General features: G+C 61.8%; 24 protein-coding genes and 1 pseudogene. 12 read left to right on the forward strand and 13 right to left on the reverse strand.

The genetic code is table 11. The features are described from left to right. Nucleotides 1-425: 425 nt before the first annotated feature. The 3 genes from AC1DXU_RS14835 (at nucleotide 426) to AC1DXU_RS14845 (ending at nucleotide 5,467) form a co-directional block, all read left to right on the forward strand. A complete protein-coding gene (locus AC1DXU_RS14835) occupies nucleotides 426-4,244 on the forward strand; it encodes a vitamin B12-dependent ribonucleotide reductase (protein WP_477369560.1) in 3,819 nt (1,272 codons plus the stop codon). 278 nt (nucleotides 4,245-4,522) lie between these two features. Continuing rightward, nucleotides 4,523-4,723, forward strand: coding sequence for a DUF4062 domain-containing protein (locus tag AC1DXU_RS14840; RefSeq protein WP_477369562.1), 201 nt, complete (start codon nucleotides 4,523-4,525; stop codon nucleotides 4,721-4,723). Nucleotides 4,724-4,927: 204 nt separating this feature from the next. Then, nucleotides 4,928-5,467, forward strand: a complete 540-nt coding sequence (locus AC1DXU_RS14845) for a hypothetical protein (protein WP_477369564.1) — start codon at nucleotides 4,928-4,930, stop codon at nucleotides 5,465-5,467. 177 nt (nucleotides 5,468-5,644) lie between these two features. Here the strand turns inward: AC1DXU_RS14845 and AC1DXU_RS14850 are convergent, their stop codons facing one another. From AC1DXU_RS14850 to AC1DXU_RS14865, 4 genes are all read right to left on the reverse strand, one after another. Next, nucleotides 5,645-6,610 (reverse strand): DUF3592 domain-containing protein, encoded by a 966-nt coding sequence (locus AC1DXU_RS14850; RefSeq protein ID WP_477369566.1) that lies wholly within the window; start codon nucleotides 6,608-6,610, stop codon nucleotides 5,645-5,647. Nucleotides 6,611-6,755: 145 nt separating this feature from the next. Next, nucleotides 6,756-7,193: a VOC family protein gene (locus AC1DXU_RS14855; RefSeq protein WP_477369568.1), complete on the reverse strand. Its 438-nt coding sequence runs from the start codon at nucleotides 7,191-7,193 to the stop codon at nucleotides 6,756-6,758. A 99-nt stretch (nucleotides 7,194-7,292) separates the two neighbouring features. Further along, complete coding sequence (locus tag AC1DXU_RS14860; RefSeq protein ID WP_477369570.1) at nucleotides 7,293-7,895, reverse strand: class I SAM-dependent DNA methyltransferase; 603 nt, start codon at nucleotides 7,893-7,895, stop codon at nucleotides 7,293-7,295. Nucleotides 7,896-7,937: 42 nt separating this feature from the next. Next, nucleotides 7,938-8,108 carry a hypothetical protein gene (locus AC1DXU_RS14865; RefSeq protein WP_477369572.1) on the reverse strand — a complete coding sequence of 57 codons (171 nt, stop codon included), beginning with the start codon at nucleotides 8,106-8,108 and terminating at the stop codon, nucleotides 7,938-7,940. 105 nt (nucleotides 8,109-8,213) lie between these two features. On the opposite strand from AC1DXU_RS14865, the gene AC1DXU_RS14870 reads away from it, so the two are divergent. Beyond that, the gene (locus tag AC1DXU_RS14870) at nucleotides 8,214-9,128 is read left to right on the forward strand and encodes a LysR substrate-binding domain-containing protein (protein WP_477369574.1); all 915 of its coding nucleotides are present in this window, start codon (nucleotides 8,214-8,216) and stop codon (nucleotides 9,126-9,128) included. Between the two features lie 27 nt (nucleotides 9,129-9,155). On the opposite strand, the gene AC1DXU_RS14875 is transcribed toward AC1DXU_RS14870, so the two are convergent. After that, nucleotides 9,156-9,659: a DUF2314 domain-containing protein gene (locus AC1DXU_RS14875; RefSeq protein ID WP_477369576.1), complete on the reverse strand. Its 504-nt coding sequence runs from the start codon at nucleotides 9,657-9,659 to the stop codon at nucleotides 9,156-9,158. 165 nt (nucleotides 9,660-9,824) lie between these two features. Continuing rightward, nucleotides 9,825-10,883, reverse strand: coding sequence for a glycoside hydrolase family 25 protein (locus AC1DXU_RS14880; RefSeq protein WP_477369578.1), 1,059 nt, complete (start codon nucleotides 10,881-10,883; stop codon nucleotides 9,825-9,827). Nucleotides 10,884-11,190: 307 nt separating this feature from the next. Here AC1DXU_RS14880 and AC1DXU_RS14885 point away from each other — a divergent pair, with 307 nt between their 5' ends. Continuing rightward, nucleotides 11,191-12,105: a hypothetical protein gene (locus tag AC1DXU_RS14885; RefSeq protein ID WP_477369580.1), complete on the forward strand. Its 915-nt coding sequence runs from the start codon at nucleotides 11,191-11,193 to the stop codon at nucleotides 12,103-12,105. A 1-nt stretch (nucleotide 12,106) separates the two neighbouring features. Here the strand turns inward: AC1DXU_RS14885 and AC1DXU_RS14890 are convergent, their stop codons facing one another. Together AC1DXU_RS14890 and AC1DXU_RS14895 are read right to left on the reverse strand one after the other, a co-directional pair. After that, nucleotides 12,107-12,304 (reverse strand): hypothetical protein, encoded by a 198-nt coding sequence (locus AC1DXU_RS14890; protein WP_477369582.1) that lies wholly within the window; start codon nucleotides 12,302-12,304, stop codon nucleotides 12,107-12,109. Nucleotides 12,305-12,420: 116 nt separating this feature from the next. Then, nucleotides 12,421-12,819, reverse strand: coding sequence for a GFA family protein (locus AC1DXU_RS14895; RefSeq protein ID WP_477369584.1), 399 nt, complete (start codon nucleotides 12,817-12,819; stop codon nucleotides 12,421-12,423). 191 nt (nucleotides 12,820-13,010) lie between these two features. Here AC1DXU_RS14895 and AC1DXU_RS14900 point away from each other — a divergent pair, with 191 nt between their 5' ends. After that, on the forward strand, nucleotides 13,011-14,042 hold the full coding sequence (locus AC1DXU_RS14900; protein ID WP_477369586.1) for an isopenicillin N synthase family dioxygenase: 1,032 nt from the start codon (nucleotides 13,011-13,013) through the stop codon (nucleotides 14,040-14,042). Between the two features lie 53 nt (nucleotides 14,043-14,095). Here AC1DXU_RS14900 and AC1DXU_RS14905 read toward each other — a convergent pair whose 3' ends face one another. From AC1DXU_RS14905 to AC1DXU_RS14915, 3 genes are all read right to left on the reverse strand, one after another. Next, entirely contained in the window at nucleotides 14,096-15,046 is a 951-nt protein-coding gene (locus AC1DXU_RS14905) for an alpha/beta fold hydrolase (RefSeq protein WP_477369588.1), read from the reverse strand. Between the two features lie 26 nt (nucleotides 15,047-15,072). Beyond that, entirely contained in the window at nucleotides 15,073-15,558 is a 486-nt protein-coding gene (locus AC1DXU_RS14910) for an SRPBCC family protein (protein WP_477369589.1), read from the reverse strand. Between the two features lie 110 nt (nucleotides 15,559-15,668). Then, nucleotides 15,669-15,917, reverse strand: coding sequence for a ParB N-terminal domain-containing protein (locus AC1DXU_RS14915; RefSeq protein ID WP_023669061.1), 249 nt, complete (start codon nucleotides 15,915-15,917; stop codon nucleotides 15,669-15,671). Between the two features lie 154 nt (nucleotides 15,918-16,071). Between AC1DXU_RS14915 and AC1DXU_RS14920 the strand changes: the two genes are divergently transcribed. The 6 genes and pseudogenes from AC1DXU_RS14920 (at nucleotide 16,072) to AC1DXU_RS14945 (ending at nucleotide 22,239) form a co-directional block, all read left to right on the forward strand. Continuing rightward, entirely contained in the window at nucleotides 16,072-17,709 is a 1,638-nt protein-coding gene (locus tag AC1DXU_RS14920) for a N,N-dimethylformamidase beta subunit family domain-containing protein (RefSeq protein WP_477369591.1), read from the forward strand. A gap of 1 nt (nucleotide 17,710) precedes the next feature. Continuing rightward, nucleotides 17,711-19,084: pseudogene (locus tag AC1DXU_RS14925) on the forward strand (aminotransferase family protein). A 10-nt stretch (nucleotides 19,085-19,094) separates the two neighbouring features. After that, entirely contained in the window at nucleotides 19,095-20,024 is a 930-nt protein-coding gene (gene kce, locus AC1DXU_RS14930) for a 3,5-dioxohexanoate:acetyl-CoA acetone transferase (protein WP_477369593.1), read from the forward strand. A gap of 139 nt (nucleotides 20,025-20,163) precedes the next feature. Next, nucleotides 20,164-20,667, forward strand: coding sequence for a 2-thiouracil desulfurase family protein (locus tag AC1DXU_RS14935; RefSeq protein WP_477369595.1), 504 nt, complete (start codon nucleotides 20,164-20,166; stop codon nucleotides 20,665-20,667). Nucleotides 20,668-20,688: 21 nt separating this feature from the next. After that, a complete protein-coding gene (locus tag AC1DXU_RS14940; protein WP_477369597.1) occupies nucleotides 20,689-21,186 on the forward strand; it encodes an N-acetyltransferase family protein in 498 nt (165 codons plus the stop codon). A gap of 24 nt (nucleotides 21,187-21,210) precedes the next feature. Beyond that, the gene (locus AC1DXU_RS14945) at nucleotides 21,211-22,239 is read left to right on the forward strand and encodes a histone deacetylase family protein (RefSeq protein WP_477369599.1); all 1,029 of its coding nucleotides are present in this window, start codon (nucleotides 21,211-21,213) and stop codon (nucleotides 22,237-22,239) included. Nucleotides 22,240-22,249: 10 nt separating this feature from the next. Here AC1DXU_RS14945 and AC1DXU_RS14950 read toward each other — a convergent pair whose 3' ends face one another. After that, nucleotides 22,250-23,515: a cysteine desulfurase-like protein gene (locus AC1DXU_RS14950; protein ID WP_477369600.1), complete on the reverse strand. Its 1,266-nt coding sequence runs from the start codon at nucleotides 23,513-23,515 to the stop codon at nucleotides 22,250-22,252. Nucleotides 23,516-23,558: 43 nt separating this feature from the next. Continuing rightward, a complete protein-coding gene (locus AC1DXU_RS14955; RefSeq protein ID WP_477369602.1) occupies nucleotides 23,559-24,626 on the reverse strand; it encodes an aldo/keto reductase in 1,068 nt (355 codons plus the stop codon). Nucleotides 24,627-24,670 lie beyond the last annotated feature (44 nt).

Here is a 24,670-nt window from a genome sequence, read left to right on the forward strand (position 1 = left end):
AGTTTCTAGCCCGGTCATTTTTCCCGGATTTTGTGCGTTTTTGCCCAGATTTCCGCCTGTTTACGAGGCTGGCGGAAGCGTTGGGATCGTGGGGGCTTGGGTGACGAAAGGGACAATTGTCGGACTGGAAAAAATCATCTGTTAACACTATATTTAGTGTTTGCAGGCAGTCTCGACGCTAGATAGTGTGAACCTCCCTCGAGCGAGGGAATCGATCAAAGTTTTCAGTTGAGGACCCGCGAGGGTCGGTCTGCAGCTCGGGCGAACGCTTGGTAGAGCGTATTGCTGTCTGCATGCTGGCACTTGCGACGAGGAGAGTGCCGGCGTTGCTTGCAATGCCGGCAAACGGCGGACTGCGCGTTTCGCTATTGGGGGAAGAAATCCCCTTGGGAAAGCGCTATATATAGACAAAAGGGATCGGACAAATGCGCATCGAGCGGCGTTTCACCAAGCAAGGGCAATCGGCTTACGCGGAGATCGAATTCCGCAAGGCGCTTTCGGAGATCAAGAATCCGGATGGCTCGGTGGTGTTCCGCTTGGACAATATCGATGTGCCGGCTCAGTTCTCGCAGGTTGCCGCCGACATCCTGGCGCAGAAGTATTTCCGCAAGGCCGGCGTTCCCGCACGGCTGAAGAAGGTCGAGGAGAACGACGTCCCCTCCTTCCTGTGGCGCTCCGTTGCCGATGAGGCCGAACTGGCGAAACTGCCGGAGGCCGAGCGCTACGGCTCCGAGATCGACGCCCGTCAGGTTTTCGACCGCCTTGCCGGCACCTGGACTTATTGGGGCTATAAGGGCGGCTACTTCAAGTCGGAAGACGATGCGCTCACCTTCCGCGACGAGCTCGCCTATATGCTGGCCACGCAGCGCGTCGCGCCGAACTCGCCGCAATGGTTCAACACCGGCCTGCACTGGGCCTATGGCATTGACGGCCCGAGCCAGGGCCATTTCTATGTCGACCCGTTCACCGGCAAGCTGACCAAGTCGAAGTCGTCCTACGAGCATCCGCAGCCGCATGCCTGCTTCATCCAGGGCGTGCAGGACGATCTCGTCAACGAAGGCGGCATCATGGACCTGTGGGTGCGTGAAGCGCGCCTGTTCAAATATGGCTCCGGCACCGGTTCCAACTTCTCCATGCTGCGCGGCGAAGGCGAAAAGCTGTCCGGCGGTGGCCGCTCGTCCGGCCTGATGAGCTTCCTCAAGATCGGCGACCGCGCGGCGGGCGCCATCAAGTCGGGCGGCACGACGCGCCGCGCGGCGAAAATGGTCATTGTCGACGCCGACCACCCCGACATCGAGGAATTCATCGACTGGAAGGTCAATGAAGAGCAGAAGGTGGCGTCGCTGGTCACCGGCTCGAAGATCGTCAAGAAGCATCTCGAAGCGATCATGAAGGCCTGCATCAATTGCGAAGGCCATGACGACGATTGCTTCGATCCGTCGATCAACACCGCGCTGAAGCGCGAGATCAAGGCGGCCAAGAAGAACGCGGTGCCGGAGAACTACATCTACCGCGTCATCCAGTTCGCCAAGCAGGGCTACACCTCGATGTCGTTCAAGACCTACGACACCGACTGGGATTCGGATGCCTACCTCACCGTTTCCGGCCAGAATTCCAACAATTCGGTGTCGCTGAAGGACAATTTCCTGCGCGCCGTCGAGAACGATGCCGACTGGCACCTGACCGCCCGCAAGGATGGCAAGGTGCTGAAGACGCTGAAGGCACGGGATCTCTGGGAAAAGATCGGCTACGCCGCCTGGGCCTCCGCCGATCCGGGCCTGCATTTCAACACGACGATGAACGACTGGCACACCTGCGCTTCGGCCGGTGCGATCCGGGCCTCCAACCCGTGCTCGGAATACATGTTCCTCGACGACACGGCCTGCAATCTCGCTTCGATCAACCTTTTGCCCTACCGCAACGCCGACGGCACGATCGACATCGCCGCCTACGAGCACACGGTGCGGCTGTGGACCATCGTTCTCGAAATCTCGGTGATGATGGCGCAGTTCCCGTCGAAGGAGATCGCCAAGCAGTCCTATGAATACCGCACGCTCGGCCTCGGCTACGCCAACATTGGCGGCCTGCTGATGACCTCGGGCATTCCCTATGACTCCGACGAAGGCCGCGCCATCTGCGCAGCACTCACCGCGATCATGACCGGCACCGCCTATGCCACTTCGGCCGAGATGGCCGGTGAGCTCGGCGCCTTCGCCGACTACGACCGCAATGCGCAGAACATGCTGCGCGTCATGCGCAACCATCGCCGTGCCGCCTATGGCGAGAAGCAGGGCTACGAGAAGCTCGCCGTCAATCCGGTGCCGCTGGTCGCTTCCGACCTCAAGCAGCAGGAGCTTGTCGAGCACGCCAAGGCTGCCTGGGACCGCGCCATTGAGCTTGGCGAGGAGCATGGCTACCGCAATGCGCAGGCGACCGTGATTGCGCCGACAGGCACGATCGGCTTGGTCATGGATTGCGACACCACCGGCATCGAGCCCGACTTCGCGCTGGTGAAGTTCAAGAAGCTGGCCGGCGGCGGCTACTTCAAGATCATCAACCGCGCCGTTCCGGAAGCGCTGCGCACGCTCGGCTATTCGGAAGCCCAACTTGCCGAGATCGAGGCTTACGCTGTCGGCCACGGCAACATGAACCAGGCGCCGGCGGTCAACCCCGGCTCGCTCAAGGCCAAAGGCTTCACCGATGAGAAGATCGCCGCGCTCAATGCGGCGCTGAAGTCGGCCTTCGACATCAAGTTCGTCTTCAACCAGTGGACGCTGGGCGCCGACTGGGTGAAGGAGACGTTTGGCTTCACCGACGAGCAGCTCAACGATTTCTCGTTCGAGATGCTGCCGGCGCTGGGCTTCTCCAAGAAGGAGATCGAGGCCGCCAACATCCATGTCTGCGGTGCGATGACTTTGGAAGGCGCGCCCTTCCTCAAGGCCGAACACCTGGCGGTGTTCGACTGCGCCAGCCCCTGCGGCAAGATCGGCAAGCGTTCGCTGTCGATCAACAGCCACATCCAGATGATGGCTGCGGCACAGCCCTTCATCTCCGGCGCCATCTCCAAGACCATCAACATGCCCAACGATGCGACGGTGGAAGACGCCAAGGGCGCCTACATGCTGTCGTGGAAGCTGGCGCTGAAGGCCAACGCGCTCTATCGCGACGGCTCGAAGCTGTCGCAGCCGCTGAACGCCTCGCTGCTCGCCGATGGCGAGGAGGACGAGGACGATGCGGCGGAGCAGCTGATCCAGGCCCCGGCGGCGGCGCGCGCGGCGCAGATCACCGAGCGGATCGTCGAGCGCATCATCGAGCGCGTGTCGCGCGAGCAGGAAAAGCTGCCGGGACGCCGCAAGGGCTATACGCAAAAGGCCAAGATCGGTGGCAACACCATCTTCCTGCGCACCGGCGAATATGACGATGGCCGCCTCGGCGAGATCTTCATCGATATGAACAAGGAGGGGGCCACGCTGCGTGGCCTGCTCAACAATTTCGCCATCGCCATCTCGCTCGGCCTGCAGTACGGCGTGCCGCTCGATGAATATGTGCACGCCTTCACCTTCACCAAATTCGAGCCGGCCGGCATGGTGCAGGGCAACGACGCCATCAAGAGCGCGACGTCGATCCTCGACTACGTGTTCCGCGAACTCGCCATCTCCTATCTCGGCCGCAACGACCTCGCCCATGTCGACCAGTCGGACTTTTCCAACACCGCACTTGGTCGCGGCATCAGCGAAGGCAAGACCGACGCCGTCTCCAAGGGCCTGACCCGTGGCGCCTCGCCGGTGAAGCTGGTGTCGCGGGCGACCAGCAGCGACCCGAAGGGCTTTGCCGGTTCGGCTCCCGCGGGCAGCCCTGCCCGCTCGGCGCCGACAGCCGCCTTCTCCGGTTCCAACGTGCTGGCGCTGTCGTCAGCCACGACAACGGCGCTGAAGGCCGACCAGGCGATCGGTTACAAGCGCGACTATGAGGAGCGGGCGAAGGAACTGGCCGAGGACATCGCCTTCGATGAGGCGGCCGACGCGGCAGCTTCTCCGGCTTCAGACGCCACCGCGGCGCTGTTCACTGACGCCGCCGCGAACGAAGCGGCCGAGGCAAAAAAACTCGCCGCCGACCGCCGCGCCAAGTCGCTGCTGCAAGGCTACACCGGCAATTCCTGCTCCGAGTGCCAGAACTTTACCATGGTGCGGAACGGGACTTGCGAGAAGTGCGATACGTGCGGTGCTACGAGCGGGTGCAGTTGAGGAAGTCTGAAGCGTTAAAACGCAACATCATCGGCCCGGTCGCAAGATCGGGCCGAAATGGCAAAGGGAACAAACAGGGTACAACGCACAAGGATATCTTGATGTGACATCCCGAAGCAAAATTCTACAAAGCGCTTGAGTGGGTAGACTCGAGAATCCGAGCCACCTCTACCCTGAGAAATTATTAAAATCTGCGAATTTCAAATTCGCGAATCTTGCGTATGATATCCGCCATTCAGTATCGTATATTTTAGGCTTGTATAGCGTGGCGGGCGGCAATGAGCGAGAAACGGTATCAAATCTTCCTGAGCTCAACATACGTTGATCTTAAGACAGAACGGCAAAAGGTAATTCAATCCCTAATGGAAATGGATTGCATTCCAGCCGGCATGGAGATATTTCCGGCAGCGGACGAAGAGCAGCTCGATTTTATCAAGACAATTATTGACGTTTCCGATTACTACGTACTTATAATTTGAGGCCGGTACGGATCTCTTACGAAGGAAGGAATATCTTACACTGAAAAAGAATATGACTATGCTTTGGAAGCTGGGAAGCCCATCTGTGCATTCATCCACTCGGATCCTGGCTCCATACCGGCAGCACTTACTGAGAAGGAGCCTCAAATCGAACAAAAACTACGAGACTTCAGACACAAGGTGGCTGAGGGCCGAATAGTAAAAATGTGGAAGAACAAGGATGAACTTCCTGGTTTAGTTGTTCTGTCCCTGTCCCATGCAATTAAACGCTATCCCACACCCGGATGGGTTCGAGGAGACCAAGTTTCGTCATTGGAAATGTTTACGGAGCTTGATGCTCTTAGGAAAGAAAATGAAGCACTAAAGGCCAAGAAAGCATCGAACAAAATTCGATACGATGAAAAACATATAGAAGTACTTTACAGCGACAAGACGGATGATGATGAGGATTTCGTTAAACCGGTAAGGTCAAAGTTAATTTCCGTCGGAGACCTAATAGAGATAGTTCCAACATCGCAGGTTTACGGTCAAATTCAGAAGTCTTATTTCGAAAGCACCGTCACTGAAAAGTTATTTGGCTTCTCATCGGCTATGGATATTGTAATAAATAGAGAGTCGTGGACAGATATCTACTTTATTTTAKAGCAGCTGAATTTAATAGTGATTGATGGTTATGAGATTGGCTTTACGACTAAATTTCGCAGAGCAAAGCTTGAATTGAGTTTTGACATAAAAGAATATTAGATTTTCGTTGATCTCGTACAGCTCCATCCTAAAAAATACCTCCCAAGTACTGCCCTCGATGGTAAGTGGCTGCGAGATCGCCCAACCTAACCTCTCGCCGCAGGATGGTTTGGGTATCTCGGTTGGCAAGCGCATTCAGTTCTTTCGCCGGGCTTGATACTGAAGGCATCTAACGCCTCAGACCAGGCCAACCAGCCAGGCCGCCGCGCCAAGAAAGGCCACCGAACACACCCACAGCAGCCAGAGCCCGCGCACCCGGCATTCGAGCACCGCCGAGGCCGGGTTGGCGGGGTCATAGTGCACGTCGACCTTGCTGCCCTCGACATAGCGCCGCGCCTGGCCGCTGACGAGGCCGGGCAGCGAAGCGGTCACGCCGGCGCCGAAGGTGACGCGATCGGCGCTGTAGTTCTGGCCGGCGACGCTATAGCTGTAGACGATGCGGGACCTGAAGACGGTGCGCCAGCGTCGATAGATTCCATAGGCCCGGATCGCCTCCAGGCCTGACGCATCAATGCGCCCAGTGACGACCGGCCATTTTGCCGCCTGCCGAGCGATCGCTTTCTGGGCGAAGCCCATGAGAAGGATGAACAGGCCGATGAACAGCAGCAGCACTGCTGCACCGAGGTTCTGCGGCTTGGGCAGATGCGGCCCGATCGCATCGAGCACGCCGCCGACGGAAAACACCAGCACCACCGCGCCGATCACCAGCCCGACTGAGAGCTTGACCATGAATTTGAAGGCGCCGTCCGGCAGGGTGCGCTCGATCACGGCTTTGCTCGGATCGGCGGGATTGTAGAAGACGGTCACGTCGGCGCCGGTGGGAAACTGCGCAAGCGTCTCGGCGACTTCGAAATTCCCCAGATTCTCCTTCACGCTGTAGCGCGAGCCGCGAAATGTCTTTTTGCCCACCTTGTATTCGAAGGTGATCGCCGGAAAATTTCGGATCTCGGTGGCATCATTGCTGTCCACGCCAACGCCCGAAACCCTCACCTTGCGTGCCTCGACGCGCGACGAGATGATCTTTCCCGGCGTCGGCAACCAATGGCTGAGTGCCCGCACCTCCCGCCATTTCACGAAGGTAATGAGCGACAACACGCCCGCCACCACGCAGGCAAAGCCGACCAGCAGAAACTTGATCTCCAACTCGCCTCCGATGCCCAGGGGTGCAGGAGCTTGCAAATAGACATCAAGGCAACGGCGATGTCTATTTGCGAGCTGATCGTGCCTGGCGAGAACGCGGCCGACCGTGGAGACCTTGAACAGGCGGGCGGACGCGCTCGTATTGCGCTCAGCCGAGTTCCTGGGCGAGTCCGATGAGAAGCCCTTCAGGTCCACGGATGTAGCAGAGCCGATACACGTCCTTATACTCGACGACTTCGCCAACGAGCTGCGCGCCGCGCGTGCAGAGCCTTTCAAGGGTGTCGTCGATGTCGTCCACGGTGAACATGACGCGGAGGTAGCCCAGGGCGTTGACCGGAGCGTTCCGGTGATCTGCGACGACAGGCGGCCTGAGGAAGCGGGAGAGCTCGAGCCGGCTGTGGCCGTCCGGTGTGCGCATCATGGCAATCTCGACATGCTGATCGCCCAGTCCAGTGACACGTCCGGCCCATTCTCCTTCGATCGTGCCCTGCCCTTCGAGCTCGAGGCCGAGTTCGCGAAAGAAAACAATCGTCGCGGCGAGGTCTTCGACGACGATGCCTACGTTGTCCATCCGCTTGAGCGCCATGCTTCCAATCTCCAAGCTGCTGAGAAGCTTGAACCATGGACCGCCTCAAACCGCCACCCCGTTCTCAAACGGTCTCTCAGAAGCAAAACCCACACAGCGTCATGACGGCTTGACAGCCAGGAAGGTGTTCCATTCGTCGCTGCCGCGTCCCACATTGAAATCGTCCGTGATGAGGACCAGCCCGGCGGCTTCGATGCGGGCCGCGAAGTCGTCCCTGCGCCAGTAGATCGTATGATATTCGCCTGATGTCTCGCCGTCGCCATTGCGCATCGAGACGAGGAAGGCGCCGCCCGGCCGCAGCGATCCGGCTATCTTGGCAAGCACCTGGTCGGTCTGGTCGCGCGGAATATGGATCAGGACACACAGGGCCAGGACTGCGTCATAGGGGCCGCCAAGATCGTCGGTGATGAGATCGAGCAGTTCACCCTGCTTGCCGCGCGCGGCCTGCAGCTCGAGAAACCGCTTGGTTGCGTCGGTGCGCCGAACCTTGACGCCCAAAGTCTCCAGAAAGTCCGCATCGTATCCCGCTCCCGACCCGACTTCCAGAATCTGGCCTGATGTGCCGGCGATCGCCACAAGGCGCTTTAGCGATGCCTGCTCTCTCTCGTTGGGAACATGCCGCACGATTGCATCGTAGCGCTCCGCATAGTCCTCATAGGCGCTGATCGTTTGACGGCTCTTCGCCAGATCCTCCGATGACAAGCTTCCCTCCCTTGCATTCTAAGTCGATCAAAGAGACCTGCCTCAGCGGATGCTGCCGTTGGGAACGTGTCCGTCGAGTATGCCGATATCGCGCAGGAAATGGTGCGACAAGCCGCGGTGGTCGATCTGGCCGCGCTTACGGGGCCTGAAGGGCGCGGTGAAGAGGCCGAGGATCGGAAGACGGAACGTGTTGCGCAGTGTGGTGGTGGTCATTGCTGTATCCTCCAGGGGTTCGATCTGATGAACAGAGCATGCCGTTTTCCGGCCTTGGTTTCCAATCGAACGTCGAGTAGCATGCATCAGGAGGATTGATGCGTCATGGGTTGGGAGCTGCCGCCGCTGGGCGCTATCAGGGTGTTTGAGGCTGCGGCGCGGCTGGGCAGTTTCACCAAGGCGGCCGAAGAACTCGGCATGACCCAGTCAGCGGCCAGCTATCAGATCAAGGTGTTGGAAGAGCTTGCCGGAACGCCACTTTTCATAAGAAAAACAAGGCAGATTGCCTTGACGGAGGCCGGGCAGCAGCTGGCGCCGCTGGCAACCGGCGCGTTCTCAGCCCTGGCGGATGCCTGGCTCGCCACCAAGGGTGGAGCGACCGGGGTGCTTTCCGTCACGACGATGGGAACGTTCGCTTCGAACTGGCTGGCCGTGTGGCTTGGAACATTCCAGCTGATGCATCCCGATCTCGCCGTGAAGGTGGATACATCGTCCCGGCTGGTCGATTTCACGCGCGAAGGCATGGATATCGGCATTCGAACCGGCACTGGAAAATGGCCCAGCCTGACAGCCCACTATCTGTTCAAGGCGGACTACACGCCAATGCTCAGTCCAAGACTGGCTGCGAGCGTCGGCGGCATCCGCCACCCCGAGGATCTCTACAAGGTGCCGCTATGCGGCCCTGACGATCCCTGGTGGAAAATCTGGTTTGAAGCCGCCGGCGTGTCTTTCGATCCCGGTCGTGTCATCGCGCGTCCGGCGCTTGGCGGGCAGACCTATGATGCGATGGCGGCAATCACCGATCAGGGCGCGGCGATCCTCACCCAGAACCTCTACAGCGCCCTGCTGGCGAAGGGACAGCTGATACAGCCCTTTGACATCGTCGGGTCCGACGGCGACGGCTATTGGCTGGTGCACCTGGAAAGCCGGCGCAATACACCAAAGATCAAGGTGTTCCGCGACTGGGTGCTGGCCCAGACGGCGGACATAAGGGAGCGCGAGATGCGCGCGGCGCGGTAGGCTTTCAGCGCGCGGTGACGGATCGCCTCAATCCTTGAAGGTCAGCCCGTACTTTGCGACCTGCTCCTTGGGCATATCCGCAAACGCCTGGCGTGTGGTGTAGCCGCCGTAGATGACCTTGCCGTCCTTGACCATCCAGTCCTCGACGTCGGTCTCGGCCACGGTCATTCGGTCGCCCATTTTGTACTTGTTGCCGTTGACCGGGACATCGGCGAGCAGGCCGATATAGGACCCGTCGCTGTAGCCGACCAGCTGCAACCAGATATGCTCGGTGGCGCCGTTCTGCGTCAGCGGGAATTTCACCGTGTAGGTGCCGGGCGTGCCGGCGGCGATCAGCTGGTGGAAGCGCGGCAGCGTCGAGCGGCCGTTCTTCTTGGCGGCCTGCATCGCCTTGTCCTCGGTGGAATAGGAAACGACGTTTTGCTTCGACTCCGCCAGCGAGGTGCCGGCGTCCGGCATGTGGCCGAGCGAGTTGAAAAACCCGTAGCCGACGCCGGCCACCAAAGCGACTGCCAAGACTGGATTGCGCATTGACCCCTCCGAAACCCGATCACGGACACGTTACCGGAAGGCTGTTGCGATAGCGCTAAAGGACAAAGTGAGCGGATCGTTAGCGAAACGCTGAAAATTCAAGCCAAGGCGACCCAAACGGCCGCCGGCGCAGGCGCGGCTGTCCCAGCCTGCATCGCGAGGCGTTCAGTCGGCGTCAGCCACCATCTGCCGCCCGCCTGCCCATGCCCGCCAGGCATTTTCGTCGCCATGGAAGACGTTGAGGTCGATGCGGCCGCTTACCCCGTGCGACAGGCCGGAGCCTGAATACTGCCAGAACAGCCATTTGCGGCCGGGATAGACTTTTGAGGGATGCCGCGCCACCGCACGCAGCCAGAACGGATAGTCTGGGAAGGCGCCCTGCAGATTGTCGCGGTAGAAGTCGGGGCTGGTGTAGATGATGGGCCGCTGGCCGTAATGGCGCTCCAGCTTGTCCATGAACACCTGCATCTTCTCCAGCACCTTTTCGCGCGACGGGCGCCGCTTGCAGCTCGATTCGCCGTTCCACTCGACGTCGATCACCGGCGGCAGCGCGCCGTCCATTTTCGGCACGTTGCGAATGAACCAGTCGGCCTGCTCGCCGGCGGTGCGGCACCAGTAGAAGAAATGATAGGCGCCGCGCTTCAGCCCGGCGGCATCGGCATTGCGCCAGTTCTTCATGAACATCGGATCGAGATGGTCGCCGCCGTCGGTGGCCTTGATGTAGGCGAAGTTGGCGCCCTGGCCGCGCAGCTTTTCCCAGTTGATGTTGCCCTGCCAGCGCGAGATGTCGACGCCGTGGACGGCCAGATGCCGGGGCGACGCCTTGCCGAAATTCATCGGCTTGGCGTCACGAAAGCCGTAGCGCGTGATCGGCCCGGCCAGCATCGGCGGTGCCGCCCGGCTCAGCCGCTTCGGTTGCGACATCAGCGCAATCGGCTCGGCCTGCGGTTCGGCGCTCTCCTGCGGCGCCGGCGAGGGCGCGATCATGGCCTCTTCTTCCTCAACCATGGAAAAGGGTGGCGCATTGTCGGCCATCGGGGCGGACCGCATCGGCGCGAGCATGGCTGTCTCCACCGGGGCCGCCTCGACCGGCGCGCTCGGCCGCACGACCGAACTGGTGGTCTCGTTGGACGGCATTTGCAAAGCATCGACGCCTGCCGTCGACGAGCAGCCGGCAAGGCACAAAGCCGCGACCGAGAAAATGACGACGCCTGATAACCGCATCTGGACCTGTACGCAGAACACAACAGACCGAAAGCCAACAATCGCCGCCGGACAAAACTGGCCTCGATTACTAACGAGAAATTACCAACAAAGTTTGAATCAAATATTAGCCATAAGCCAGCGACCCGTCGCGGCTCTCCCTTCTCCCACAAGGAGGAGAAGGGAGAGCTTGGCACCCGCATCTCGGCAAATCTCCAGGGGTGGCATTGGCAGCAAGGCCGATGCTGCCGATCCCGCTTGACAACTTCCGTGTTAATATTACTCTGCTCTAACCTTACATCGTAAGGTATCGAACCGGGAGGAAGCCATGTCGTCCGCCGCTCTGTCCGAATTGCAACCCGTTGCCCTGCCCGAAACGCATCAACCCGCCATCGCAATGGAAGACGTCTCCCGCGATTTCAGCCGCGCCATCGAACGCGCCGAGGTCAATGCCTGGCTTGATCTCTATCGCGCCGCTCCCGCCGACTTTGCCGCGCGGCTCGGACTGGCGATCGCCGAAGACGGCAATCTGGTCTGGACCACATGCACGGCAATCCCGTTCATCCATTTCAACTGCGTGAAGAATTTCGGCGTCGATGGCCCGGCCACCGAGAGCCAGCTTGACGCGCTCTTGGCGCATTACCGCACCGCCGGCATTGCGAGGCCGTGGTTCTATGCCAATCCGAACGCTGAGCCTTCAGCGCTCAGATGTTGGCTCGAGGCGCGCGGTCTGCAGCGCCTGAGTGGCTGGGAACGGATTTTTCGCGGGGCAGAACCGCTGGCGGCTGAACCGCTGTTCCCGATCGAGGGCGTTTCGGTCGAACGCGTGACGCGGGCAACGGCAAGCGAATGGGCAGGCTTCATCGACAGCCAGTACCGGTTGCCGACCTCACCATGGCTTAATGCGCTGGTCGGCCGACAGGGCTGGCATCACTACATGCTGAAGCGGGATGGCGCGGTTGCCGCGGTGCGTTCGCTGTTCATCGGCGCTGACGGCACGGCCTGGAGCGGCATCGACGCGCCGGTGCCCGGCATCATGGCGCCAAGCTTCGATCTCGATGCCATGCTCGGCGAAGCGATGGTGCGCGACGGCCTTGCGGCTGGCGCGAAACTGTTTGTCGCCGACATCGAGGCGCCGCACCCCGACCGCGACGGTCCGGCCTATCGCAACTATGCGCGGCTCGGTTTCAAGCTGGCCTATTTCCGCAGCCATTACAGCTATTTGCCGGCAAACTCGGGCTGACCTATCTGCCCAACCACTGCTGCAGGCAGGTCTTGGCGACAACATGCGCCGGCGGCACCAGCGGCCCATAGACGGCGGGGCGACGTGCGCGTTCGAGCAAGATGCGCACCAGTTCGGGTTTTACGCAGTCACGCTCCATCACCAGCAAGACCATCGGATCGCTCAAAAGCTCGTCCAGGGTGTTGATGCTGTCGTTCATCCGTCGCCTCCTCGAATGCCGGCCCGCAGCCGATAGATAGGGAGACAATCATGGCCCGCCAATGACGCTTTGCCGGCTATGTCGTGACTATTTGGATTAAATTTTGGTCATGCGATTCAATTCGGTGGCGGCGCGCCTTCATATTGCGGCAGGCCGTCGTCGAGCTGCACCCATGGCTGCTTCGAAGCTGTCCACATATGCATCTGCGGCTTGAAGACCGAGGGATCGTCGAGCGAGCCGGTGGTGATGCCGACGATGCCGGCGGACTCGCGCCGGGAAAACATCGTCGTGCCGCAGCTGGAGCAAAAGCCGCGCTTGAGGTCAGGCGAGGTGTTGACCGTCGCCACCACCCCCTCGACGGTCACGTCGTCGATGCGAAACAGCACGCGCGCATTGAAGGCCGCGCCAATCACCTTCTGGCAGCGCCGGCAGTGGCAAACGCGTTCATTGATCGGTGCAGCGTCAGCGCGATAGCGCACCGCGCCGCACAGGCACCCGCCCTGATATCCAGTCATCGCCCGGTTCCGTTTCCTGAGGAAAGCCTGGAGGGTAACGGCGGGAATGGCTCGGTCAATTGAAAACCATTGATGGGGGTATCACCTGTCGTGATGGGAATGCGATTGGCCCAACGACCGGCATCGGCATGGGATTGACAGGAATGCCTGCCGTCGCGCCTGTTTGCAGGTGGCAGGCTGGAGCCGAGAGCATGGCGCAGGACATCGAAACCATAGGCATCGCGGCCTTGTTCGGTCCGCCCTCGCCCGCCCGCGACGACACCGATGCCAGGATATTGGCCGCGGCGTCAGGCATCGGCTTCATGGCGATCAAAGATTTCCCCGGCGATGGCTGGCTGACGCCGGTGAAGCGGGCACAATTGCTTGGCATTTTCGCCCTGCCCGATGCTGAGAAAGAAAAGCTGCTGCGCTGGAATTTCGACCGGACGAAAGAGAATGTCTATCGCGGCTGGTTCCCGCTGCAGCCGACTGCTGTTTCCTACAAGGAAGGCATCGATATGGGGCCGGACCTTGCGCATGGGCGGTTCGCCAGTTCCGATGATCCGCTTTGCGAACCGACGCCGTTGCCGGACGAAAAGATGCTGCCGGGCTGGCGCGAGGCGGCCGCGAGCTACTACTGCGTGATGGAAGCGGTGGGCAACGCGCTGATGCGCTCGGTGGCGCGCGGGCTCGGGTTGACGGAGACGATCTTCGACGGCGATTTCGACGGCGGCATCTCGACCCTGCGCTTGATCCGCTACCCCTTGCGCGACGCCGGCGTCGATCTCAGCGGGCCGGAGTTTTCGGTCGTCCACAAGGGCGAGAGGCGCACCGTCATCGGGCGCGAACATGCCGATTCCGGTTTCGTCACGCTGCTGGCGCAGGACGGCGTCGAAGGCCTGCAAGCGAAAAACCTGGCCGACGAATGGATCGACGTGCCGCCCGCTGACGGCACGCTGGCGGTCAATTTCGGCCAACTGCTCGAGCGCTGGACCGGCGGCCGCGTCAGGGCGACCCGGCACCGGGTGATTGCGCCGAAAACGGCGCGGTTCTCGATCCCGTTCTTCTACGAGCCGCGCGTCGATGCGGAAATCGCACCGCTGCTGCTGGCCGGCGCGGAGCCCTTCGAGCCGTTTCTGTATGGCGATTATCTCTGGGAAGCGGCGACGAATTTCGTCGAGATGAGCGGCATCAAGCATCTGAGGCAGCCGCGCCGCGCCGAAGCAGGCAAAAAGGCGTCATAAGCAAAACCGCCGGCCATCTCGCGCGAGACTGCCGGCGGGTCATTGTCAGGCGGCTATTCGGTTTCGCTGACGACCTCGTCCCAGCTCTTCACCTTCGTTTCGCCGTCAAGGAAAGGCAGCGCTGCGGCGGTCAGTTCCGGGGCAAAGAAGACGTCGTAGTGGGTGCGGTTGGGCAGGATAGCCAAACGGTTCTGTGACAGGTTCTCGCGCATCCAGCCGGCATCCTTCAGCCCGCCGCCGAGCATCTGGTAAAACTTGATCTCATGCTCCGGCCGGTACATGTCGCTGTCGCCATAGACCAGCATCACCGGCATCTTCAGCTTGGCGACGTCGGCGGAATAATCGTAATCCTGGCGCATGAAGTTGCCGAGCGCATCGAGCAGTTTTGGAAAATCCTGCGGATGCGGCGCCACCGCGATGTAGGATTTGTACATCGGCGTGTCCTTCATGAAATCGGCTGCCGTGGCGCTGACTTGCGCCTGCTGGCCGCGCATCTCGGCATAGAAGCCGTCGGCTGCATAGCCGGTCGAAACCAGGACGAGTCGGCGCACCGCTTCGGGATGCTGGACGGCCATGCGGAAGGCGACGCCGCCACCCAGCGAATACCCCATGACATCGACCTTGTCATAGCCGAGTGCCTTGACGATTGCGGCCATGTCGTCGCCGATCGCTTCCAGGCCGAACGGCCGCTCGCCAAGCGCGGTCCGGCCATGGCCCTGCAAGTCGACAGCGATCACCGTGCGATGCTCGGCAAGCCTGGGCAGGATCGGCGCGAACATATCGATCGTGCCCAAACCGCCGTGGAGCAGAAGCAGCGGCTCGCCCTTACCGTAGACGGCGTAATAGTAGTTGAGGCCGTCGATCGGCAGCAGGCCGGCCTTTTCCGGCTTCGGCAGGGTTTTGGTCTCGGTCGTCATGGTGGGTTCCTCTGCATTGGTGGTGGCCGGCGAGGCAAGAAGCGCTGCGGCCGAGGCAAGAATGGCAAAAAGCAAGGTTCTGGACATATCGATCTCCTCCCGTCTTGCTGGCATCAAAGCGTCTTGGCGAGGTCTTCGAGCTGGTCGGCGCACTGGCCCCAGCCGTCGTGAAAACCCATCTTTTCGTGCTGTTCGCGGTCAGCGACGCTCCAGTGCCGGACCCGCACCGTGTAGCGGGTCTTGCCGGCGCCCTCATCCTCGAAGGTCAGCACAACGGTCATGAACGGCTTTTCCGAGGGATCCCAGGCGGTGGTGTAGGCATCGGTGAAGACGATCTTCTTGCCCGGGATGACTTCGAGAAAGACGCCGGGGTTGGGGAATTCGTTGCCGTCGGGGCCGGCCATGACGACCAGGGTGGAGCCACCGGTGCGCACGTCCATTTCGGCGCGCGGCGTCGTCCACGGCTTTGGCGCGAACCATAGCGTCACCAGCTTGGGGTCGGTCCAGCAACGGTAGACGTTCTCGCGCGGCGCATCGATGATGCGGGCAAGAGCCAGTTCGCGGTCATTGCCGGGGGCGATGTCGAGCTTGGTGGTCATGATGGTCTCCTCGGTTTGATCTGGGTTATGGCCCAAGGACGCGCCAAGCGAGCGCGAGCCGACAGGGGCCGGCGAAAAAATCACGGGAGCGGTAGATCGAGGCCGGAAGCCTAGTGGCGCTTGGCTTGCACGAGATAGGCGTCGATCTCGGTTTCGCCGAGCCACTTGGCCGCTTCCAGCCGATGCAGGCCCTCGACCAGGATGTGGCGCTTGCCGTCATGGCGGACCTGGATCGGTGTCTTCATGCCGTTTTCCAGAATGTCCTCGGCCAGATGCCGGACTGTCTCGGGGTGCAATGTCTTCTTGCGCGCGGTCGGCACGTAGATTTCGTCGACCTTGACCTTTTGCACTCTCAGCATTTTGGCTCCCACGGCAGAAATGCCGCCTGCCCTTGAGATAGTCTGTTTGGCCAACAGGGCCAAGGGCGCTGTGGACGAATGCTGGCCCGATCGTTTCCATTTGACGCTTGGCTGGCCGATGGTCTCAATGGCGGCCACTGATCTCAGGTGTTCATTGACGCAGCTGCCGACCGAGTTCCCCGATTTCGGGCTGACGCCCGAGCAGCGCCGCGAGGCGGTGCGTGGCCATTATTACGAATGGCCCGGCATGGATGGCGAGCGTGGCGAGATCTGGTGCTATTCCGATCGCTTCTCCTACCGGCCCGGCGAGACAGTTTCGCTGCATGTCAGCTCGACGGCACCAAGCTTCGGCATCGTCATCATCCGCGACGGCGCAACCGAAACCAAGATTTTCGAGCAGGCCGGAATCGTGGCGCGCTGGCAGGAAACGCCGGACCAGTCTTCGGTCGAGGGCTGCGGCTGGGAGGCGTCGTTCGAATTCCGCATCGGCGACGACTGGCCGTCCGGCGCCTACCGCGTCAGGCTTTCGGCGGACGGCCGCGATGGCAAGTCGATCCACAGCCACCACGTCATTATTGTTGCCCCGCCGCCCGGCAAAAGGCTCGGCCGCGTGCTGCAAATCGCGGCGACCGGCACCTGGCTCGCCTACAATACCTGGGGCGGCTCCAACCACTACCAAGGCATAACCGGGCCAAACCGCGACCAGTACGCGACGATGGTATCGACGCAGCGGCCATGGTGCCGCGGCTTCGTCGTGCTGCCAAAAAATGCGCCGCGCGTGCCACTCGAAGTCGCGGTGCCGCCAAAGACCGTGCCGCGCTATCCCCATATGGAATGGGCGCTCGCCACGGGCCATTCGAAGAAATACGCCTCGTCCGGCTGGGCGAGCTATGACAGCCACTTCTTCCGCTTTGCCGAGCGCACCGGGTATGGCGTCGATCTTGCCAGCCAGCACGATCTGCATTTTTCGCCGGAGATTCTCGACGGCTACGACTGTGTCGTTTTCGTCGGCCATGACGAATACTGGACCTGGGAGATGCGCGACGCCGTCGACGCCTATGTCGAACGGGGCGGCCACGCGGCGCGCTTTGCCGGCAATTTCATGTGGCAGACCAGGCTGGAGGACGAAGGCCGCCGGCAGGTCTGTTACAAATACCGGGCGCGTGCCGAAGATCCGGCCTATCGCGGCGACGTCACCCGCGCCAGCAATTCCTGGGAAGCGCCGGAGATCGGCCGGCCGGGTGCGGCGACCTTCGGCCTCAACGCCACGCGCGGCGTCTATGCCGGCTGGGGCGGCTGCGCGCCGCGCGGCGTGCGCGGCTTCCCGGTCTACCGTCCGGAGCATTGGGCCTTCGCCGGCACCGGCATCTACTATGGCGACCTGCTCGGCGCCGACAGCCATGTCTATGGTTACGAGGTCGACGGCCTAGACTTCGAGATACGTGGCGGCCTGCCCTACCCCACGCCAGACAGCGGCGCGCCTGACGGTTTGCAGGTGCTGGCCGTCGGCATGGCGAGCCAGGTCGAGGAAAGCGCAGACATTCCGTTTGAAGACCAGTTCCTCGGCGACGAAGACGGCCGCTTCACCGCCGAGACTTTGTTCGGCGAGGCAACTGACGCCAATCTGGAAAAAGTCAAACGTGGCAACGGCATGATCGTCAATTTCGCGCGCGGAAAGGGCGAGGTTTTCCACGCCGGAAGCTGCGAATGGGTTGCCGGCCTGCTAAGGCAGGATGCGATGGTCGAACGCGTGACGAAAAATGTTCTCGACCGCTATCTCGGAAAGACCTGACATGCCGAAGCCCTCCACCGCTGCATCGGAAGCGCGCGCGCCATCGCACCTGTTCTACCTCTCCAGCCTGCGCCGGCCGCTGATCGATCGCGCCGAGGGCATCTATATGTGGACGCAGGACGGCCGCCGTTTCATCGACTGATCGAGCGGGCCGATGGTCGCCAATATCGGCCATTCCAACCGCAACGTGCTCGATGCGATGAAGCGGCAGATGGACCGCGCCACCTTCGCCTACCGGCTGCATTTCGAGAACGAGCCGGCGGAAGAGCTGGCGCGGGAACTGGCGGGCAAACTGCCGGAAGACATGGACCGGATCTTCTTCGTCTCGGGCGGTTCGGAAGCCACGGAATCCTGTATCAAGCTGGCGCGGCAATGGGCGGTCGCCACCGGCCAGGCCAGCCGCTGGAAGGTGATCACGCGCTTTCCCTCCTATCATGGCGGCACTTTGGGCTCCCTCTCGGTCACCGGCGACGATGCGCTGGCCGAAAGTTTTACGCCGATGATGCAGGTGATGCCGAGCGTGCCGGCGCCAACGGCCTGGCGCGACCGCGACAATCTCTCGATGGAACAGCGCGGCATCCGCTATGCCGACATGCTGGAGGACAAGATCCTGGCCGAGGGCCCGGAGAGTGTGCTCGCCTTCATCATGGAGCCGATCGGCGGCGCTGCGACTTCTGCCCTGGTGGCGCCGGACAGCTACTATCCGCGCATCCGCGAAATCTGCGACCGCTACGGCATCCTGCTCATCCATGATGAAGTGATGAGCGGCGCCGGCCGCACCGGCAAATTCCTCGGCGGCGACCACTGGAACTGCCAGCCTGACATCGTCGCGCTGTCGAAGGGGCTGGGCTCGGGCTATGCACCGCTCGGTGCGCTCGCGGCACCGATGCGACTGGTGCAGCCGCTGCTCGCTTCCGGCGGTTTTCAGCATGGCCACACCTATGCCGGCAATCCGCTGGCCTGCGCCGCCGGGCTTGCCGTGCTCGGCGAGATGGACCGGCTCGATCTGATCGCCAATGCTGCCGCCATGGGCGACGTGCTGATGGACGGGCTGAAGGGGCTGGCGAAACGCTTCCCCTTCATTGCGGACGTGCGTGGCAAAGGCCTGCTCACCGGCGCCGAGATGGTCGCCGATCCCGATACGCTGCGGCCGATCGATCAGGGCAAGAAAGCGACGCAGCGCCTGCTTGACCTGGCCTATGAGCGCGGCCTGATCGTCTATGGGCGCAGGGTCAAGGGTGGTGTCGACGGCGACAATTTCATGGTCGCGCCACCGATGATCGTAACGGCTCAGCAGGTCGGCGAGATCATTTCCATCATCGGCGACTCGCTGCAGGTTCTGGCCGGCGAACTCGACCTCCCAATCGAAGGCTGAGGGGCAAAAAATGGCGACGAGGAAAGTCATCATCACCTGTGCGGTCACCGGCTCGGTGCACACGCCATCCATGTCGCCCTATCTGCCGGTGACACCCGACCAGATCGCGACGGAAGCGATCGCCGCCGCCGAAGCCGGCGCTTCGATCCTGCACCTGCACGCGCGCGACCCTAGGGATGGCCGGCCGACCGCCGACCCCGACGTGTTCATGCAATTCCTGCCGCGCATCAAGCAGGCGACGGACGCGGTGATCAACATCACCACCGGCGGCTCGTCGCTGATGACGCTCGACCAGCGGCTGGCGGCACCGCTCAGGGCCGAACCGGAAATGTGCTCGCTCAACATGGGCTCGATGAATTTCGCGCTGTTCCCGATGCTCGACAAACCGAGGGACTGGCAGCACGAGTGGGAGCCGAAGCTTCTGGAAGCGACGCGCGACACGATCTTCAAGAACACCTTCGCCGACATGGAGAGCGTGCTCGAAAAGCTCGGCAAGGGCTGCGGCACGCGCTTCGAGTTCGAATGCTACGATGTCGGCCATCTCTATTCGCTGGCGCATCTGCGGGACCGCGGCCTGGTGTCGGGGCCGCTGTTCCTCCAGTTCGTGCTCGGCATCCTTGGCGGCATCGGCGCCGATCCCGACAATCTCATCCACATGAAGCGCATCGCCGACAAACTCTTTGGCGACAGCTACCAGTTCTCGGTGCTCGCCGCCGGCCGCCATCAGATGCCGCTGATCTCGATCGCGGCAGCGATGGGCGGCAATGTCCGCGTCGGGCTGGAAGACAGTCTCTACGACGGCCGCCAGCTGGCAAAATCCAATGCCGACCAGGTGCGCCGCATCCGCGGCATTCTCGACGGACTGTCCCTGGAGGTCGCGACACCTGCCGAGGCGCGCGCCATGCTGGCGCTCAAGGGTGGCGACCGGGTAGCGTTCTAGAGCCTGTTCCATCCCGATGGAATCGGGATGGGGCTCTATCTCTTTGTTTGAGCATGATCTTTTCCGAAAACCGGTTCCACTTTTCGGGATCATGCTCTAGGCGCATAGTGGAGGTCGGGTGACAAGGGGAGGAGCTGATATGGAAAGGGTTCTCGTCTCAGCCTGCCTGCTCGGCAGCAAGGTTCGCTACAACGGCTCCTACCGGCTCAACGACCATCCCGTTCTGGCGCGGTGGCAGGCGGAAGGGCGGATCGTGCAGATCTGCCCCGAAATTGCCGCGGGTTTCTCGACGCCGCGTCCTCCTGTGGAAATTCGCGGTGCCGGCGACGGCCTTGCTGTGCTGCACGGCCAAGGCCAGGTGGTTGAGCGAACCGGAAACGACGTGACCGCACTCTATCTCGAAGCCGGGCAGCTTGCGCTTGATCTCGCCCGGGAAACAGGGTGCCGCTATGCGGTCTTGACCGACGGCAGCCCGTCCTGCGGCTCAAGCTTCGTCTACGACGGCAGTTTTTCGGGCAAGCGTGTAGCCGGTCAAGGCACGACCACCGCGCTTCTGGAAGCGAACGGCATTCGCGTCTTTTCGGAAGACAATATCGGCGAACTGGACGATCTCCTGAACGGCTCAGCCGGAACCGTGGCCTGATCCATGGTAGAGACGATCAGCATGACAGGTGATACCGCCATCCGCGCCGGCACCATCGACGACGTCGATACCATCTACGCCGCGCTGTTGCGCTTCGGCGCCCATACCGGCGGGCATCAGCAGATCACCTCCACCGCCGAGGATTTCCGCCACTATGGCTTTGGCGACAAACCCGCCTTCTCCACCCTGATCGCCGAGGTCGGCGGCGAGTTTGCGGGGCTGTGCCTGCATTTCCCGATCTTCTCGACCTGGATGGGCCGGCCTGGCGTCTATATCCAGGACCTCTATGTCGAGGACCGGTTTCGCGGCCGCAAGATCGGCGAAAAACTGCTGCGCCGCGTCGCGCGCGACTGCCGCAGGGATGGTGGCGTCTATCTCAGGCTGTCGGTCGATACCGACAATGACGGCGCCAAGGCCTTTTATGAGAGACTGGGCATTGGCTGGGCGCACTACGAGCAAACACAGAAGATCGTCGGCGACGCTTTCTTCGCCTTTGCCGATGCTCCGGACGATATATAGCCGGCTAATATATTTGGAGTCATGATGAAAGCCTTCTATGCCGAGGAACAGAAACGCCACGATCCCAAGGCTTTCCTCTCGAGTGGGGCGCCGCAGCCCAATCCGGAAAAGCCGGAACGCGCCGAGCGGCTGCTTGCCGGTGCGAAGGCCGCCGGCTGCTCGATCGAGCGGCCGAGGGATTATGGGCTCGGCCCGGTTTCTGCAGTGCATACGCCCGAATATCTGGATTTCCTCGAGCACATCTTCGTGCGCTGGCAGCGCATCGAAGGCGCCTCGGCGGAGGTGATCCCCAACATTCACCCGATCGCGCGCAACGGCTCCTACCCGGCTTCGGCCGTCGGCCAGGCTGGCTACCATATGGCCGACACCGCTTGCCCGATCTCCGGCGAGACCTGGGGCAGCGCGCTGTGGAGCGCGTGGAGCGCGGTCGAAGCTGCCGAAGCCGTGATGGCGGGCGCACCGGCCGCCTATGCTCTCTGCCGTCCGCCCGGCCATCACGCCTTTGCCGATGTCGCCGGCGGCTTCTGCTTCATCAACAATTCGGCAGTCGCCGCCCAAGTGCTACGCAAGCAAGCAGCGCGGGTGGCGATCCTCGATGTCGACCTGCATCACGGCAACGGCACGCAAGGCATTTTCTATGCCCGGCCGGACGTGCTGACCGTCTCGGTGCATGCCGATCCTGTGCGCTTCTATCCGTTCTTCTGGGGCCACGCCGACGAGCGCGGCGAAGGGCCTGGCTTGGGCTACAATTTCAACCTGCCATTGCCACGCAAATCCGGCGACGCTCAGTTCCACGAAGCGCTGAAGACGGCATTCCAGCGCATCCGCGCGTTTGCACCCGACGCGCTTGTGGTGGCGCTCGGCCTCGACGCTTTTGAAGGCGATCCGTTCGGCGGGCTTTCGGTGACGACGCCGGGGTTTTCGCGCATCGGCGAAGCCATTGCCGGGCTCGGCCTGCCGACGGTCATCGTTCAGGAAGGCGGTTATCTCTGTGACGAACTCGGCGACAACCTCACCGCGTTCCTCACCGGCTTCGGCAGCAAGAACCGTTGAGGATGCAGCGTCAGGATCGCTGCTGCCTGAGCATGGCGATGACGCGGTGCACGCTTTCCAGCGTCTCGTCGATCTCGGCCGCATTGTTGTAGTGGGCGATGCCGATGCGCACGACGCCGTGCTCGGCGGGAATGCCGAGCTGGTGAACGATCTCCCAGGCGTAGTTGTGGCCGGACCACAGGAAGATGTTTTCGGAATTCATCTGCCGCACGATGGTTTCCGGCACGATGCCGTCGACGGTGAAGGAAACCGTAGGCACGCGATGCTCAAGGCGCGCCGGGTCGGTGATGCCGTGAATGGTCAGCCCAGAAATGCCCGACAACCCGTCGATCAGCCTTTGCGCCAGCGGGTTCTCGTAGGCGATCGCCACTTCGAACGCCTTGGCAATCTTGCGCCTTCGCGACCCTTTCTCGCCAGCCGCAGCGCCCAGCTCCGAGAAATAGTCGACGGCGGCGGTGAGGCCGGCCATCAGCTCGATTTGCGGCGTGCCGAGCTCGAACCGCTCCGGCAGACCGTTGGACGAACAGCGGCATTTGTACGCCTTCAACGCCTCGATGACGTCCAGCCTGCCCCAAAGAATGCCCATATGCGGGCCGAAGAATTTATAGGCCGAGCAGATCAGGAAATCGCAGCCGAGGTCCTGCACGTCGACCAGGCCATGCGGCGCAAACTGCACGGCGTCGACATAGACCAGCGCGCCCGCCTGTTTGGCGATGCCGGTCAGCGCCTTCACCCGATTGATGGAGCCGGTCAGATTGCTGGCGTAGTTGAGCGCGACGAGCCGCGTCCTGTCAGTCAGCAATGCGCTGAGCGCCGTCTCCTCGACCTGCCAGCTCTGCTCATCAAAAGGCAGCCAGCACACGACGAGGCCAAGGTCTTCGGCCAGCTGCAGCCAGGGTGAGACATTGCCCTCGTGGTCCATGCGGGTGAGGATGATCTCGTCGCCTGCCTTGAACGTGCGGCCGAGCGTGCGCGACATGTGGTAGGTCAGCGTCGTCATGTTAGCGCCGATGATGATTTCCTGCGGCGACGCGGCACCGAGGAAATCGGCCATCGCCGCGTGTGCGTCGTCGACGACCTGTTGGGCGGCGACCGTGGTTTCGAAGAAGCCGCCGAGATTGGCGTTGGTGGTCAAGAGGCAGTGCGACACCGCATCGGCGACCGCTTGCGGCACCTGAGTGCCGGCGGGATTGTCGAGATAGATGCGGCGGCGACCCTTGTCGGTGAGCCCGAGGGCCGGAAATTTTGCCCGCAGGGCGTCGATCTGAAATGTCATTTTTGTCCCCCCAATCACTTCAACTGGCCTACGGATCGCCTGTCTACGGGCACGGATTGCCGACGCGCTGGTGGATCGAATCGACCGCCTTCTGCATCTCCTCGGTCCACACCACATCGACCGACGACAGCGCCATTTCAAGTTGCGCAATGGTTGTAGCGCCGATGATGTTGGAGGTGACAAAGGGCCGACTGGACACGTAGGCGTTGGCAAACAGGGCCGGCTTCAGGCCGAAGGAGCGCGCCAGCTCGTTATACTCAAGCTGCGCCTCCGCCGCGTTCGGCGTCTCATAGCGCTGGCCGCGGTTGAACAGTTGCGAGCGTGAGCCTTGCGGCCGTGCGCCATGGTCGTATTTGCCGGTGAGATAGCCCTGCGCCAGCGGCGAATAGGCCAATAGCGACACCTGTTCGCGCTCGCAGACTTCGGCCAGGTTCACCTCAAAAGTGCGGTTGACGAAATTATAGGCGTTCTGGATCGAGACGATGCGTGGTCCGACACCCTTGTCGGATTCCGCGATGAAGCGCATGGCGCCCCAGGAATTCTCGTTCGAGAGGCCGAAATGGCGGATTTTTCCGGCCTTCACCAACTCGTCGAACACGGCAAGCGTCTCGGCAATCGGCGTCTCGCCGGCAGGCGCGCCGAGGGCATCGGCGCGCGGCGCCACGGCGCCGATGCGGTTCGGATTGGCGCCCCACGGTATGTCGCGTTCCGGCCAATGGATCTGATAGAGATCGAGATAATCGGTGCCGAGCTTGGTCAGTGATTTTTCGATCGCATCAAAAATGTCGGCGCGCACCAGCTTCGAGGGACGGTCGCCACGAAACCAGGTGTTGGCGGTGCGGCCGACCACTTTCGAGGCCAGGATGACCTGATCGCGGTTGCCCTTCGCCTTCATCCAGCTGCCAATGATCTTTTCGGTACGGCCTTGCGTCTCCGCCTTGGGCGGGATCGGGTAAAGCTCGGCGGTGTCGATGAAATTGACACCGCGCGCAAAGGCCAGGTCCATCTGGGCATGACCTTCGGCTTCCGTGTTCTGCTGGCCCCAGGTCATCGAACCCAGGCAGATCTGGGTAACAAGAAGATCGGTCCGACCGAGACGGCGTTTGTGCATGGAATTTTCTCCGGCGGGAATTTTTTGGCGCGGCTGCGCGGGAG

It is taken from the genome of Mesorhizobium sp. P3_A10 (assembly GCF_056403175.1).

What these genes read in the sequence shown, in the direction of transcription:
- AC1DXU_RS14885 (WP_477369580.1), top strand. Translation starts at nt 11,191, where the DNA reads ATGTCGTCCGCCGCTCTGTCCGAATTGCAACCCGTTGCCCTGCCCGAA.
- AC1DXU_RS14940 (WP_477369597.1), top strand. Translation starts at nt 20,689, where the DNA reads ATGACAGGTGATACCGCCATCCGCGCCGGCACCATCGACGACGTCGAT.
- AC1DXU_RS14870 (WP_477369574.1), top strand. Translation starts at nt 8,214, where the DNA reads ATGGGTTGGGAGCTGCCGCCGCTGGGCGCTATCAGGGTGTTTGAGGCT.
- AC1DXU_RS14955 (WP_477369602.1), bottom strand. Translation starts at nt 24,626, where the DNA reads ATGCACAAACGCCGTCTCGGTCGGACCGATCTTCTTGTTACCCAGATC.
- AC1DXU_RS14840 (WP_477369562.1), top strand. Translation starts at nt 4,523, where the DNA reads ATGAGCGAGAAACGGTATCAAATCTTCCTGAGCTCAACATACGTTGAT.
- AC1DXU_RS14890 (WP_477369582.1), bottom strand. Translation starts at nt 12,304, where the DNA reads ATGAACGACAGCATCAACACCCTGGACGAGCTTTTGAGCGATCCGATG.
- AC1DXU_RS14900 (WP_477369586.1), top strand. Translation starts at nt 13,011, where the DNA reads ATGGCGCAGGACATCGAAACCATAGGCATCGCGGCCTTGTTCGGTCCG.
- AC1DXU_RS14935 (WP_477369595.1), top strand. Translation starts at nt 20,164, where the DNA reads ATGGAAAGGGTTCTCGTCTCAGCCTGCCTGCTCGGCAGCAAGGTTCGC.
- AC1DXU_RS14855 (WP_477369568.1), bottom strand. Translation starts at nt 7,193, where the DNA reads ATGGCGCTCAAGCGGATGGACAACGTAGGCATCGTCGTCGAAGACCTC.
- AC1DXU_RS14905 (WP_477369588.1), bottom strand. Translation starts at nt 15,046, where the DNA reads ATGTCCAGAACCTTGCTTTTTGCCATTCTTGCCTCGGCCGCAGCGCTT.
- AC1DXU_RS14915 (WP_023669061.1), bottom strand. Translation starts at nt 15,917, where the DNA reads ATGCTGAGAGTGCAAAAGGTCAAGGTCGACGAAATCTACGTGCCGACC.
- AC1DXU_RS14835 (WP_477369560.1), top strand. Translation starts at nt 426, where the DNA reads ATGCGCATCGAGCGGCGTTTCACCAAGCAAGGGCAATCGGCTTACGCG.
- AC1DXU_RS14910 (WP_477369589.1), bottom strand. Translation starts at nt 15,558, where the DNA reads ATGACCACCAAGCTCGACATCGCCCCCGGCAATGACCGCGAACTGGCT.
- AC1DXU_RS14880 (WP_477369578.1), bottom strand. Translation starts at nt 10,883, where the DNA reads ATGCGGTTATCAGGCGTCGTCATTTTCTCGGTCGCGGCTTTGTGCCTT.
- AC1DXU_RS14945 (WP_477369599.1), top strand. Translation starts at nt 21,211, where the DNA reads ATGAAAGCCTTCTATGCCGAGGAACAGAAACGCCACGATCCCAAGGCT.
- AC1DXU_RS14865 (WP_477369572.1), bottom strand. Translation starts at nt 8,108, where the DNA reads ATGACCACCACCACACTGCGCAACACGTTCCGTCTTCCGATCCTCGGC.
- AC1DXU_RS14875 (WP_477369576.1), bottom strand. Translation starts at nt 9,659, where the DNA reads ATGCGCAATCCAGTCTTGGCAGTCGCTTTGGTGGCCGGCGTCGGCTAC.
- kce (WP_477369593.1), top strand. Translation starts at nt 19,095, where the DNA reads ATGGCGACGAGGAAAGTCATCATCACCTGTGCGGTCACCGGCTCGGTG.
- AC1DXU_RS14950 (WP_477369600.1), bottom strand. Translation starts at nt 23,515, where the DNA reads ATGACATTTCAGATCGACGCCCTGCGGGCAAAATTTCCGGCCCTCGGG.
- AC1DXU_RS14895 (WP_477369584.1), bottom strand. Translation starts at nt 12,819, where the DNA reads ATGACTGGATATCAGGGCGGGTGCCTGTGCGGCGCGGTGCGCTATCGC.